Consider the following 13,322-nt stretch of genomic DNA (forward strand, 5'->3'; position numbering starts at 1 on the left):
AGAAAACCATCAGCCCCAGTAGGATTAAAGCAATGGCCTTTTTCATGCCTCCAGCCTCCAAAGAGTAGTTAGCTAATCACCAAAAGGAAAAGGTGGTATAAAGGCGTTACGGTGTGAGCCTCTTCCTGTCCCTCGGGAAGAGTATAACTTCCCTGATGTTTGGAAGGTCGAGCATCTGCTTTATCAGCCTCTCAGCGCCGAGGCCGAAGCCCCCGTGCGGCGGCATGCCGTAGCGGAAGGCCTTGAGGTAGAACTCGAAGTTATCTGGATTGAGCCCCTTCTCCTTTATCTGCTCGACGAGAACATCGTAGCGGTGCTCCCTCTGACCGCCGGAGGTTATCTCAACGCCCCTGTATTCGAGATCAAAGGCCCTGCAGATTTCTGGCCTATCCTTGTACTTCATTATATAGAACGGCTTTGCCTCGCTCGGGTACCTGTAGAGGAAGTAAAGTGGAGCGTTCTCGTTCTCCATCATGTACTTCCCGAGGAGCCTTTCCCCTTCGGTGTCTATGTCCTCTCCCCAGGGGATTTCCTTGCCCAAATCGGCGAGAATCTCAAGTGCCTTGTCATAGCTCAGCCTCGGGAACGGGAGCTTCGGCTCCTCAAGCTCGAAGTTGAGGTTCTCCAGTTCCTTCGCGTTGTGCTCGCGGACGTAGTTTATAGCGTGGGCCACCAGCCTCTCAAGGAGGCTCATCACCTCTTCCTCGTTCTCGATGAACGCCATCTCCGCATCGACGCTCCAGGCCTCGTTGAGGTGTCTGGTGGTGTTGTGCTCCTCGGCGCGGAAGATTGGGGCTATCTCGTAGACCCTGTCCAAACCTGAAGCCATCATGATTTGCTTGTAGAGCTGGGGGCTCTGGGCAAGGAAAGCGTCCTTCTCGAAGTACTTCATGGGGAAGAGCTCGGTTCCGCCCTCGGTGGCAGTCGCTATAATCTTGGGCGTGTGGATTTCGATGAAGCCGTTCTCGTGGAAGAAATCCCTGATTGCCTTGAAGACGCTTGAGCGTATCTTGAAAATCGCCATCACTTCCGGCCTTCTAACGTCTATGAAGCGGTTGTCGAGCCTCGTGTCGAGCTCGGCCTTTACCTTGCCGGTAGGGTCAAGGGGGAGCGGGCTCTCGGCCCTGCTGAGGATTTCGAGCCTCTCAGGGAGAATCTCGAAGCCGAGCTTTGCCTTGGGCGTGAAGTTCACAGTTCCCTCAACCGCCACTACGTCCTCGGCGTTGAGCTTCGGAATGAGCTTGAAGAGCTCCGGCTCGACCTTCTTCTTGGGGGCGGTTATCTGGACTATGCCTTCCCTGTCCCTGAGCCAGAGGAACTTTATTCCGCCCAAATCCTTGATTTCCCATACCCAGCCGGCCACCTTAACCTTCTGGCCGTTCAGCTCCTCAGTTATCTCGCTCGAGTAGTGCGTCCGATACATACCATCTACCTCCGGTTGTGAAACCTGTAGGAGAGAAAAGGAAGTTCAAATAAAGTTTATCTTTACCTCGGATCCGGTTATCTGGGAGAGTATGCTCTCCAGCACCTCAGCCTTCTCCGGGAGCTTCTTCCTGTCCCTGCCAAGGACGAGAACCTTGTAGTAGGTTCCCCCTCCGGGCTTGTAAACGATGTTCACGCCAAAGACTCCCGCCGGGTAGAGGAGGTCGGTGGCGAGCTTCTTGATGTCCTCGGTACCTTTGACCTCAACGGCCTCGATAACACGTATCCTCTTTCCAAGCTCCCTCATGAGGGCCTTGATGTTCTTTCCGCCTTTGCCGATTGTTACGGGGACGTCGCCCTCACCAACAACGATGACTATGAGATCGCCGGCCTCAACGGCCTTCTTGAACTCCATATCAACGTCCCCGATGAGCCTGTAGAGAAGCCTCGCGACCTTAACGTCCAGTTCGGAGATAATCCCCTCTTGGAGCTTTTTCTCGTCAGCCGGACACAGAATGTCGTCGGTCTTCAAGCACACCTCACAGATTGGCGCCTTCATCTTCTCACCTCCTCGCCTGAGAATGACCTTAAAGGGGCTAACCCTTAATTCTGGAAGTCCTTTAAAAAGGTTATTATGGAATTAAAAAGCCGGAAAAGGGTTCAGATTTCGCCCTCTATCTCGCGCCTTATCCTCTCAATGAATTCAAGGGTAAAGACGTGTCTCTCCTCGGCAATCCTCCTGGCGGTTTCGGTGTACATCAAATCCTTGAGCTTGAAGATCTTCTCCTCGAAGTGCCTTAGAGAGGCCTCTATGTCCCTTCCATTCTCGCCCGAGTACATAAAAACACGCGCTATTCCGATAGCACCAATCGCGTCAAGCTTGTCGGCGTCGCTCAGGATTTTTGCCTCGAGCGTTTTCGGCTCGGGTCCCCTCGAAAAGCGATGGGCTTCGATGGCATGGGCGACAGCTTCAACCTTCTCCTCGGGGTAACCTAGGCTCGTCAGGAAACGCCTCGCAATTTTTGCACCCTCAACCGCGTGGTCCTCGACCTTCCCCGCGCTCTCCAGGGGCCTCGCTATGTCGTGGAGGAGAGAGGCCAAAGCGAGCACCTCTAAATCGGCCCCCTCCTCCCTGCCGATGTGGAGGCAGAGGTTGAAGACCCTTTCGGTATGGCTAAAGCCGTGCGTCCCTTCCCTCTCGAAGAAGCCCCTCGCGAACTCCCTCGTCCGTTCTATCAATCTGATTGAATCCTCTTCCCTTATGAAGTCTTCCAGCCTCATTCCACCACCTTGAGGGAATCCTTGACGAGCACGTTTAAAAGCTCAACGATGGCATCGTGAACGCTCAAGCTTACCCCGTCCACGGAAGGCGTCTGGGTCTTCAGGACACCGTCGATTAACCCGAGCTTCGAGATGGCCTTCACTATCGTCCTCTCGTCCCAGCCGGGGAGCAGCTCCCTCCCTAACTCAATTGAGGCCTGGGCAACGAGGCCATAGGCGCCCCAGTTGGAAACGGCCGAGAGGATCAGCTCATCGGTCTCCACGACGCTTGCTATTCTCTCACCATGGGGAACGTGCTTGACGACCAGATCCCTTATCCTGCCCATTCCAGCCTCGTTTCCCCCGTCGCCTATGCCTATCGTTGGCACCCCAACCTCTCTAGCCTTGAGGATAACACCGTCAAAAGTTTCCCTCGTTATCTCCAGCCCACTCATGGAGTAGTACCTCCCATCGGCCGCCCTGCCGGGGGTTTCCACCGCGATGACCAGAGAATAGGAGGAAACGTCCGGTTCCCTGACGAATTCCAGTCCAAAGGCATCGAGTGCATTTTCCACCTCGGGATAAGTCAGTATCTCCACCCTGCCGCCGAGGGTTTCAACGGCCTTGGCCAGGGCCAGCGTTCCCGGCGGCCCGTCGGTCTCGGCGCGCATGGTGGGGGGTATGGGGAAGCCCGTGACGATGAGCACTCTATCATAATTGTCCAAAAACATTTTTGCAGAATTATGTAAAAAATTGGGATTCCTCCTGCGGTAGTCCAGGTACAGGCCCAGAACCCCGCGGTTTCCCACGTCGGTGTTTATGAGGTGGGCTATCATGGCTCATTCCCCTATCTCGTACACGACCACCTTAACCCTCTTTCCCTTCACGGCCTCCTTGAGCTTCCACCATAGCTCCGTCGGCTTCTCACTCCTGTGGGTCAGCTCGTGGCCGTTCTCAAGTTTGACCTTCTTCTCCGAATACTCGACAAAGACGCCCTCCCCACTGAATATCTCCTTCATTCCAATCCCCCCAGGATTTTTCTAAGCTCGTGAAGGGCCCTAATCTCGTAATCCGCCATGTTGTAACCGATTTCACCTTCCCGGTTTATCCAGACGGCGGTCATTCCAACGTTCTTGGCACCGTAAACGTCCTGGCTCAGTGAGTCGCCGACCATAACCGCCTCACCGGGCTCGACTCCCAGGGCTTCAAGGGAGTAGAGGAAAATTTTAGGTTCGGGCTTTATGGTCCTCACGTCCTCGCGGGTGACGATTACGTCAAAGTACCCCAAAAGGCCGGTCAGCTCGAGCTTGAGCCTCTGGTACTCTGGCCCGCTCGTGACGGCGCCCAGGAGGTAGCCCTCTTTTTTGAGCCACTCGAGGGTCGGCACCGTGTCGGGATAAACCTTGAGCCTGTGGGGGTATCTTTTTAGGAGCTCTTCGTAGCGTAGGTCGAGGTCGAAGAGCCTGAAGAAGAAGTTCCAGTCGTGCCAGTCGTAGGTGTCCCTCCTTTCGAATATCTCGGCCAGAAAGCGCTCCCTTGCCTCGTCCTTGCTGATTCCAAGCTTTTTCGAGAGCCTGTCGTAGACCTGCGGGAGGAAGAGCTGGATAAGAGGCATCTCTGTCAATATCGTCCCATCGATGTCGAAGAGAACCGCCTTCATTCTATCACCTACCACTTCTTAACCAGCAGTGCCAGTATCTCGACCCTGCCGTTTAAACTTTCGTCCGTTATGACGCCCCATATTATGTCCTTCTCCGACAGTACCTCCTGAAAGTTCCGCAGTATGCTGTGGGCGCCCCTCAGTGGAAAGTCGCTCCCGACCAGGATTCCAATCAGGCCCCTCTCCCATATCCCCCAGTGCCAGGTGAAATCCACCTCGCGGAGGAGGCGAAGTATGCCCACGTTGCCCCCTCGGATCATGTTGAAGAGGTCCGCATAGTCGATGTTCACGAGCATCTGCGTTTCCAGGTAGTAGTAGAGACGGGAGAACATCTCGGCTATGTTGGCAGAGGCTCTCTCAAAAGCTTTTACCAGGGAAACGTTTTCATCGGAGAAGAAGTCCCAGAGGGAGTCGTAGAAGACCGTTTCAAATTCCCGTGCCCAGGAGGGTTTTTTCTCCTCAACAAGTTCCTTGCGGGGAGTGAGGACGTAGGCCAGCTTTATGGTATCCCCCGGGGCACTCTCGGTTATGATTTCCCTGAGCTCGTGGTTGATGTCCTTGTCCTCGAACACGAGCCAGAGAAACGTGTCCCTTGGGAGCCTGGAAAAGAAGTTCCTCAGCCGATCCTCGTAACTATTGGAGTTCGGAAGGAGATAGTATGCTGGATTGACGGTTACCTTGACTATCCCGTCGGCAGTGATGCTGTTTACAATCCTCGCTCCGGTTCCCCCGATTCCGACGAAGACGTGGGTAAAAGACTGCATGACGACCCCTAAAAGGAAAATATGGGGGGCCGTTCATATCCTTTTCGGTGCTCACTCAAGGGTGGCGTGCTTCCGTTTCATGTCCTTCTCGGTCTTCTGGAAGGTCGCCATGAGGAGCGCTATGACGCCGTCGAGGAATATCATCGTCGAGTCCTCGAAGAGGGTTCCCATCGGCGCTATCCACTTGTACTTCGTGAGCATCTGCCTCGCTATGTAGTCGGTTGGTATGTCGGTCTTGGCCCTTCCGGGTATCTCAACGACGACATCAGCGAGCCTTCCAAGGGTCGAGCTGGCGTAGGAGGTTATCGCAACAACCTTGCCTCCCTGCTTCTTGGCTATCTCCGCGGCATCGACGATGCTGTTGGTCTCGCCGGAACCGCTGATGGCTATGAGGAGATCTCCTGGTTCAAACGCAGGTGTTATGGTCTCACCGACGACGTAAACGTTGAAGTCGAGGTGCATGAGCCTCATCGCGAAGGCCTTGCCGACGAGGCCGCTCCTGCCGGCGCCGTAGATGAATATCTTGTTGGCCCCTATCATGGCGTCGATGAAGCCGCGAACCTGATCAAGCTTCAGCTCTCCCGCGACGTTGTTGATGTGGTCGAGTATGTCGGTCATGGCCTTTCTTATGGTCATCATGTACTCGCCCCAGAAGAGGTCTATTATCTTCCTGGTGACTTCCTCCGGATCCTTGGCCTTGGTTATCGCGCCGCCGACGATTATTATGGTGGCGCCAAGCTCGACGACCTTGGGTATGGTATCAAGGTTTAAACCACCGGCCACCGCAACGGGAACGCTCACAGCCTTGACGACCTTTTCCAGGTCCTCCAGCGGGCTCTTGCCCTGAACCTGCTCGTCTATGCCCGTGTGGACGAGTATGTAGTGGACGCCCATCTTCTCGAGTTCCTTGGCGCGCTTAACCTTGTCCTTGACACCGATTAGATCGACCATGACCCTGATTCCATACCTCCTGGCGACCTCGACCGCGTCCTTTATGGTCTTGTCGTCCGCGACGCCGAGGATAGAAACAACATCGGCACCGTGCCTGGCCGCCATCTCGACCTCCAGAGCGCCGGTGTCCATGGTCTTGAGGTCGGCGACGATTTTCCTGTCCGGAAAGCGCCTCTTGAGAAGCTCGACAGCGCGCATGCCTTCTTTCTTTATGAGCGGGGTCCCAACCTCTAGCCAGTGAGCGCCGCCCTTCGCAGCCTTCTCGGCTATAGAAATGGCCTGCTCAATATCAGTGAGATCCAGGGCAACCTGGAGTATCATCTCCTCGCCTCCGAAGAGTTTTCGATTTAAGCTTGCGATGCTACTTTTTAAACTTTGGCATTGCAAATTAACATTTAGATGTCCAAGAGCTCGGCCAAACTTTAAAAGCACGAGACCCAACAGGGGGCGGTGGAATCAATGGTAACGTTCATTCCCTTCGGAGAAAAACCCAACAGGGACGGGGTTCTGTACGTTCTCCAGCTCCTCAAGCGCAACAAGCTCATCGACGACTACATGATAGTGGAATCAAGCAGGGTCGAGCTTTTGGCCGAGAGGATTCCCCAGGATAGGGCGTACATAATAGGGGAGCACCTTGCCACGTACGGGATAGCTGAAAAGCTCAGGCCCCAATCTCTCATCAGCGTCGATGCCCACACTGACCTTATGCACGACTACCTTGACCACGGCTCGTGGCTCGCCTACGCCCTGGAAGAGCGCCTCGTGAACAGGGCCGTCGTTCTGGCCCCGGTTCTGATGATACCCACAACCGAGAGGACCCAGCTGTGGACGAGAAGGGTCAAAATATTCCCGGCTCTGCTGAGGAGCAGGAGGGTAAGGGGAAAGTGGAGGGCCTACAGGAACCTCCAGACCAACGACCTCTTGGAGATACTTGACGAAACCAAGAAGTACCTCGGTGATGAGGTTTACCTCACCGTGGACATGGACGTCTTAAGACCGGAGTACAAGATAGCCCGCTTCCAGCACGGCGAGCTGACCCTAGAAGAGCTCCTGGAGCTTTTGGAGGGAATCAAGGAGAACTTCAGGATAAAGGCCTTTGACATTGCCGAGGTCTCGGACAGAATAAGACGCTCGAGACTCGGAAAGAAGGCGTTCGTCGAAGTGTTCCAGCTCCTGGGAGGGTGAGAGATGACGAAGGGTCCCACGGAGGAGGAGATAAGGAAGATAATAATGCCCCTCATGCTCTCCGGCGCTAAGATGCTTGACAGGCACTGCCCCAAGTGTGGCTCCCCGCTCTTCGAGAAGGACGGGAAGGTTTTCTGCCCCGTCTGCGAGCACAGGAAGAAGCAGAGACAGGCTGAGCTGAAGGGCGTCGAGGAGAGGCTGATGGAAAAGCTAAACGAGCTCGCCAACTCCCTCCCGGAGGACATCGAGGAGCTTGAGAAACACTTAAGGGTCATGGAACTCATAATAAATCTGTTAGAAAGGTACAAAGTCCTGGAGGGAGGGGAATGAAGAACGTGAAGGTTCTCAAGGCCCTTGAGAGCGGCCCGAAGACCGTCGAGGAGATAGCGGAGGAAACCGGGATCAGACCGATGGAAGTGAGGCGTTATTTACTCCGCTTCGCCGAGAGCGGGAAGGCCGAGGCCTTTGAAAGGGACGGGAAGCTTTACTGGAAGCTGAAGGAGAAGGACGAGCTTGAGGAAGAGTTCAAGTACGTCTGACTTTTCTTTCCATTATAATTGCAGAAAAGAGCAACACAAACGAAAGGGGAGAAAAGGAATCAGGCCTTCTTGGCCTTCTCCCAGTACTCGTTGAACTTGCCCTCGAAGAGGGCCTTGACGCGGAAGTCCTTGATCCAGATCTGGGTCTCGTAGTTGAAGTACCTCGCCGCCATGTCCTCGAGGGCGAAGAAGACCTCGTCGTCGCAGATGAGCATCGGGAGCTCGAGCTTGTCGATGACCTTGAGCTCGAGCTTGCCGGCCTTGTAGTAGTCCATTATCTTTGAGGTGCCGAGCCTGTGGAAGACGTTCTCGGTGACTATTATCTTGGCCTTGGCGCCGTTGTCAATGGCCTTGATGATGTCGCTCTCAAGGTTGATGGCTATGTAACCGTCGTCAGCCAGGAGGATCTGCTCCTTGACCTCCTCGAACATCTCCTTGGTCTTGAGGGTGGCGTTCCTTATGCCCCTCACGACCCAGACCTTCTCGACACCGTACTTCGGAATCTCGGTTTCAATGAGCGGGCTCATGAGCTCGAGGAGCTCCTCCTTCGCCTTCTTCTTGGCCTCAAGCTCCTCGGCAACGCGCTCCTGCCACTCCTCGATGAACTTCTCGAGGATGTTCTGCGGGTGAACGGGCCTGTACTTGTTCACCTTGCCCGGCTGGCTGATGGCGAAGCCCTTCTTCTCGAGGCTCCTGAGAACGTCGTAGGTCCTTGGAGCCGGGACCTCCGAAACGCTGGCCAGCTCGGCCGGGGTGAGGACGCCAAAACCGACTAATGCCACGTACGCCCTGGCCTCGTAGAGGTTCAACTCAAAGTGCTCCTGAAGGAGCTCAACCATCCTGTCCTTAACCATCTTTACCACCACCACATTTTCTATATTCGAAGTTGGATTTCATCACATATAAGTTTTTTCCAAACTTTGTTAGTGTCTCCGGTTATGTTCCGGAGACTGCCCGGGATAACTTTCCCGGATATTACGGCCGTTGCGCATTCATGCAAACCTATTACTACATAGGGATTTTAAAATTTTTGGTTTTACTGGGGAGCAAAATTTCAAGTTGAAACTTTATGTTGCTCTCCGCCAGAGAAAATCAGCGAAAACCAGACTTTATGTACGTGTGAGTTCCAAGATCGTACCACCACGATGTTGTTAGAACAAATATTTAGAAATTTGGAAAGGGTAACTGACCGTACGGAAATCATCATACGGAGCCTTCATTTCCACCTTTAAGGTATTCCTGAAGCTCCCGATAAAGGCCCCCCAGAACCTTCTGGTAGTCCACGCCCTTCTCCTCTATGCGGTCCATCAGCTCCTCCAGCTCCCTCGTCTTCTCCTCACTTACGAGTTCTTTATATTTACTTATGAGATAGTGGTAGACCTTGATGCCCTGATCCGTGGGCACGAGCTTCTTTCTTCCGCGAGTCTCGATCACGTAGTAGCGCTGGAGCAGTGTCTGGACTATCTTGGCGTAGGTTGAAGGCCTTCCTATCTTGCGCTCTTTCATGAGCGCTATTATGTCGCCCTGGGTGTAGAGGGAAACCTTGGGCGCCTTCCACTTCTTGGCCTCGACGACTTTAAGCTTAGCTCCAGGCTCAAGCTTTGGCAGCTGCCTCATCGGCGGGCTCCTCAGCTTTGTCCAGCCGTCCTCGATTACCTCGACGTAGCCCTCGAGCTCGACCTTCCCAACGCCGGCATCGATGACCACCCTCTCCATGAGAAGCTTCGCAGCCCTCATCTGGCTCGTCATGAAGCGCCTGAATATCATGTCGTAGAGCCTGTAGTGGTTCCTTGTGAGGTTCTTTGGAATCTGAATGATTCCATCGCGGATTAACTGCATCAGCCTGCCCGTGTCTATTGGCCTCGTGGGCCTTATGGCCTCGTGCGTTCCTTCTTCACCCCAGTGTCTCGGCCTGAAGTACTCCTCACCGAGCTCTTGGGTGATGTACTCCTTCGCTATCTCTATCCCGGTGTTGCTGACGTGAGTGGAGTCTGTTCTGTGATAGCTCGTCAATCCGGCCTCGAACAGATCCTGCGCTAAGCGCATCGTCTCGGGCGCGGACAGCTTGAGGAAGGTCGAGGCATCCTTCAGCATGGCGTCGGTCGTGTAGGGGGGCAAGGGGTTGAGCTCCTTCTCCTCCAGCTCGACCTCCTCAACGGTGACGTACTCCGGCGGCTCAACCTTCTTGCCGTCCTTTCCCACCTCAAGGGTTACCTGGAGACCGTTCTCAAGGGTTAAACCGAGGAAGTAGGTCTCGCTCTCGGTGAACTCCTTATAGCGCTCGATTATCCAGCCGAGAACTGGCGTTTGAACCCTTCCGGCTGAGAGGTTGCGGTTCTCAAAGACGCGCTGGAGTTCCTGGCTCAGCTCGAAGCCTATCCATCTGTCCTCTATGCGCCTCACTATCTGGGCATTAACGCGGCCCTCGTTCACGTCCCTGGCTTCCTGAATGGCCCTCATTATCGCCGGCCTCGTCACCTCGTGGAACTCTATGCGCTTGATGTTCGGCGTGTAGGGGCTGAGAACGTTCCTTATGTCCCAGGCTATCTTCTCACCCTCCGTGTCGGGGTCGGTCGCGATGAGTATCTCATCTACCTCTTGCGCCAGCTCACGCATGGCCTTAACGTTTTCAAGCGCGTCCCTCACGTTCGTTGAGCCGCAGCGCGGGCAGGTACCTTTCTCCTCCCAGTCAACGAACTGATGGCCACAGTCGCGGCAGCGTTTTATGGTGTCGTAGACGGGAACAAACCTCAGCATGCCATCTTTTTCATCAACGAGAACGCCGTGGTAGCCCTCGTTCGTCACGAGATCGAACATGTGCCCGCCGCTCGCGAGAATGGTCAGCATCATGTTACCTATGCTCACCTCGTAGGCGACGAGGTCACCTATCCTCGTCTTGCTCGGCTGACCGAAGAAGTTGGCTATCGTTCTGGCCTTGTTGGGGCTCTCGACTATCATGAGTGCCGACTTGACCAAATCCTTGACCTTGGCGCTTATCCTGCCCTCCATGACGAGGCGAACCTTTTCCCTGTCCTCGTCTATCTGCCGCAGGAGTTCGCCGAGGTCCAGCTCCTCGAAGGGCACCATCTTGAACTCCGTAAAGCGCCAGCGCATCTGCCTGACCAGGCCGTTGAAGACCTTCTCGTTGTCCACTATGAGGACGCTGAGGCCCTTGGTTATTCCGCCCGCGAAGAGCCTGCTAGTCCTCCCAGTGGCCTGGATATATGTTCTGACGTCGGGAATCTCGATGTACCACTTCCCCTCTTCCTCGACGAGGCTGACGAATGGATCCTCGGCGAGCCTTTTGAGAACCTCCTCGTCCCTCAGAACCTTCCTCAGGAACTCCACCAGCTCGCGGAAGACGCCGAGCACGTGGTTGTGGAAGTCGTTCTCTATAGGCAGTCCCTCCGCGAGGGCCTCCTCTATCTTGAGAAGCTCGAACTGTGGAATGTTCCTTATGAGCCTCCTGAGCCTCGCGTGGAGCTTCTCAGCCTGCTTCCTGTCTTCATCGCTCAGAAAGTCCATGACCTCACTGAGGAGGCCGAGGGCACGGTAGATTGTCGGCCTCTCAAGATCTATGGAAAAGCGGAACTTGGGAACGCCGGTGAAGACGGCGTAGCGTATCAGGTGGGGCAGGTCGAGACCCCTGACCAGTGAGCCGTAGTAGGTGGCGGAGCCTATGAGGTAGTCCGCCTCGCCGTTTTCAAACCTCTCGATGGCCTTCCTGTTCTTTGAGCTTACCAGCTCGACCCTGAATCCCCTCTCGCGGAGGTAACCGACCAGCTCCTCAGCATAGCTCAATCCCTGGTCTATTGGCGTGAATATTATTCCTCCCTTCCCGAGCCTCGTTAGGAGCTCCTCCACATGCTCCCTTATGTCCTTCGTGGGCTTGAGGTAGCTGTCCACAACGTTCCTCAGTGCGCTCCTTCCGCTTCCGACCTCGAAGCCAAGAAGCTCGCGGTAGAGCTTTATCCTGTCACCCCTCGCGCTTCCCGTCGCGGAGGCAATAATCATTATTCCAACCGGGTTCTCGCGCTTGAACTCCTCAATTTCGCGCTGAAGCTCCGAGATCTGGGAGTTCAGCTCCTTGAGTCTCTCTTCCCTGTCCTGGGAGCGGCCGTTGAGGTACTTTGACATCTGCTTCTTGAGCCTTATTATCTCCCAGGCCTTAGCGATGATCTCCTCGTTGAAGCCGAGCAGGTAGAGAGAGCGGTCTATGTTCTTGCTGGCCTTGAGAAACGCATCGACGTCATCGACGAAAATGAAGTCGAAGCGCCTGCCCTCCAGCTTTTCGTCGTAGTTCCTAGCCAGCCACTGGGCGCTGGTTATGAGAACGTCATAGTTGCCACCCTCGATTTTGGCCAGCATCTCCTCCTTCTCCTTCTTGCGGAGGTTACCGTGGTAGTAGGCGAGGTTTATCTCGACGCCCGCCCTCTCGGCTATGGCCTGAATCTTCTTGGCGGTTTGAATCACCAGTGGGGTGGTTGGGACCACTATGTAGCTCTTCTTACCCCCGAGGGCGTGCCACACCGCCATGACCGCTCCAAAGGTGCTCTTACCCATTCCGGTCGGCGCGATTATCGAGAAGCTTCTCCCCTTTAAGAGCCTCTTCACCCACGTCCTCTGGGCACTCCAGAAGGTGAAGCCCGTCGCCTTTTCAAAGAACTCCTCGACCTCCCTGAGCCCGGCTTCAAGGGAGTGAATCCTCTCCCACTCCTTGAGCGTTCCCCTCAGCTGGAGGGCGTTTCTGACGGCAGTGATGAGTTCAAAATAGGAATCAGCGTGAACGGGACTTTCGAGACACTCATCACAGGGGTTCTTCATTACGAGCCTCTCGTCGGAGATTCTACCGGCGCAGTTCGGGCACATCTCCCGGTAAATCGCCTTCATTTTCCCACCCTCTAAGTTTTTATTTGGGGAACGGGGGATTTATAAGGCTTTTTTAGAGGGCAGACTCGAGTTCTCTCAGCTCGTCCTCGAGCTTCACCGCCAGCTCGTAGTCATCGAACACGTGGCGGTACTCATCGAGAACTTCTTCAAGGACGTGGAGGGCTTCCTTCTTGCGGGTTATACCAACCAGCCTTAAGGCCCGCCTGAAAAGCTTCGCAACCTCGCTCCCGCTCTCGTCGGTGCTCATGGTAAAGAGGAGTTCCTTGAGGGTAACGTCGAGCGCCAGCTCGGGGACCTCGGCCAGAAACTCCATGGCAACGGCCTCAGGAAAAAGCTCGGCATGTTTATCAAAGCTCTCGAAGTAGAAGCCGCTCTCGTGGGCCTTGAGAACGGCCGCGACGTGCTTGCAGTCCCCGCCAAGGGGGCAGGTGCAGCGGTTCTCGCCCGTGGAGAGATCTAGCTCGACGTAATAGGGATACGTGCCGAGAACCTTGGAAAAAAGCTTACCCCCGTGCTTGACCACCCATAGGACCTTTCCCGCCTTATAATAACGCTCCCCCTTCCGGAGGGTTTTTTCGTCCATAGCACCCACTCCCAAAGGCTCGGCCTACACCGCTTTAAGCCTTTCGGACGAAAGCATTTTATCCCCAG

The 13,322-nt window shown here is 55.0% G+C and carries 14 protein-coding genes; 3 read left to right on the forward strand and 11 right to left on the reverse strand.

The genetic code is table 11. The annotated features are described in order from the left end of the window. Positions 1-106: 106 nt before the first annotated feature. The 8 genes from aspS to hxlAB all read right to left on the reverse strand — a co-directional run bounded on the left by aspS (position 107) and on the right by hxlAB (position 6,378). Complete coding sequence (gene aspS / locus CL1_RS01820) at positions 107-1,423, reverse strand: aspartate--tRNA(Asn) ligase (protein ID WP_014788210.1); 1,317 nt, start codon at positions 1,421-1,423, stop codon at positions 107-109. A gap of 45 nt (positions 1,424-1,468) precedes the next feature. After that, the gene (locus CL1_RS01825; protein WP_014788211.1) at positions 1,469-1,981 is read right to left on the reverse strand and encodes a KH domain-containing protein; all 513 of its coding nucleotides are present in this window, start codon (positions 1,979-1,981) and stop codon (positions 1,469-1,471) included. Positions 1,982-2,082: 101 nt separating this feature from the next. Continuing rightward, the gene (locus CL1_RS01830) at positions 2,083-2,703 is read right to left on the reverse strand and encodes an HD domain-containing protein (RefSeq protein ID WP_014788212.1); all 621 of its coding nucleotides are present in this window, start codon (positions 2,701-2,703) and stop codon (positions 2,083-2,085) included. Next, on the reverse strand, positions 2,700-3,518 hold the full coding sequence (locus CL1_RS01835; protein WP_014788213.1) for a DUF4392 domain-containing protein: 819 nt from the start codon (positions 3,516-3,518) through the stop codon (positions 2,700-2,702). Before CL1_RS01835 ends, CL1_RS01830 begins: the two co-directional genes overlap by 4 nt. A 3-nt stretch (positions 3,519-3,521) precedes the next feature. Then, positions 3,522-3,701, reverse strand: coding sequence for a hypothetical protein (locus CL1_RS01840; RefSeq protein ID WP_014788214.1), 180 nt, complete (start codon positions 3,699-3,701; stop codon positions 3,522-3,524). After that, positions 3,698-4,342 carry a TIGR02253 family HAD-type hydrolase gene (locus tag CL1_RS01845; protein ID WP_014788215.1) on the reverse strand — a complete coding sequence of 215 codons (645 nt, stop codon included), beginning with the start codon at positions 4,340-4,342 and terminating at the stop codon, positions 3,698-3,700. The genes CL1_RS01840 and CL1_RS01845 overlap by 4 nt, the downstream gene beginning before the upstream one ends. A gap of 8 nt (positions 4,343-4,350) precedes the next feature. After that, positions 4,351-5,106: a hypothetical protein gene (locus CL1_RS01850; protein WP_014788216.1), complete on the reverse strand. Its 756-nt coding sequence runs from the start codon at positions 5,104-5,106 to the stop codon at positions 4,351-4,353. 51 nt (positions 5,107-5,157) lie between these two features. Continuing rightward, positions 5,158-6,378, reverse strand: a complete 1,221-nt coding sequence (hxlAB, locus tag CL1_RS01855; protein WP_014788217.1) for a bifunctional 3-hexulose-6-phosphate synthase/6-phospho-3-hexuloisomerase — start codon at positions 6,376-6,378, stop codon at positions 5,158-5,160. Positions 6,379-6,516: 138 nt separating this feature from the next. On the opposite strand from hxlAB, the gene CL1_RS01860 reads away from it, so the two are divergent. From CL1_RS01860 to CL1_RS01870, 3 genes are read left to right on the forward strand one after another with little or no spacing between them, the layout of a single operon-like run. After that, positions 6,517-7,242 (forward strand): arginase family protein, encoded by a 726-nt coding sequence (locus CL1_RS01860; RefSeq protein WP_014788218.1) that lies wholly within the window; start codon positions 6,517-6,519, stop codon positions 7,240-7,242. A 3-nt stretch (positions 7,243-7,245) separates the two neighbouring features. Continuing rightward, on the forward strand, positions 7,246-7,572 hold the full coding sequence (locus CL1_RS01865; RefSeq protein ID WP_014788219.1) for an Sjogren's syndrome/scleroderma autoantigen 1 family protein: 327 nt from the start codon (positions 7,246-7,248) through the stop codon (positions 7,570-7,572). Then, positions 7,569-7,781: a helix-turn-helix domain-containing protein gene (locus tag CL1_RS01870; protein WP_014788220.1), complete on the forward strand. Its 213-nt coding sequence runs from the start codon at positions 7,569-7,571 to the stop codon at positions 7,779-7,781. The genes CL1_RS01865 and CL1_RS01870 overlap by 4 nt, the downstream gene beginning before the upstream one ends. Positions 7,782-7,840: 59 nt before the next feature. Here CL1_RS01870 and trmBL2 read toward each other — a convergent pair whose 3' ends face one another. From trmBL2 to CL1_RS01885, 3 genes are all read right to left on the reverse strand, one after another. Further along, complete coding sequence (gene trmBL2, locus CL1_RS01875; protein WP_014788221.1) at positions 7,841-8,635, reverse strand: HTH-type transcriptional regulator TrmBL2; 795 nt, start codon at positions 8,633-8,635, stop codon at positions 7,841-7,843. Positions 8,636-8,984: 349 nt separating this feature from the next. Further along, complete coding sequence (gene rgy, locus CL1_RS01880) at positions 8,985-12,671, reverse strand: reverse gyrase (protein ID WP_014788222.1); 3,687 nt, start codon at positions 12,669-12,671, stop codon at positions 8,985-8,987. Positions 12,672-12,723: 52 nt separating this feature from the next. Beyond that, positions 12,724-13,254, reverse strand: a complete 531-nt coding sequence (locus tag CL1_RS01885; protein ID WP_014788223.1) for an SWIM zinc finger family protein — start codon at positions 13,252-13,254, stop codon at positions 12,724-12,726. Between the last annotated feature and the right edge of the window lie 68 nt (positions 13,255-13,322).

Source organism: Thermococcus cleftensis (genome assembly GCF_000265525.1).
In the GTDB taxonomy this organism is placed as follows: domain Archaea; phylum Methanobacteriota_B; class Thermococci; order Thermococcales; family Thermococcaceae; genus Thermococcus; species Thermococcus cleftensis.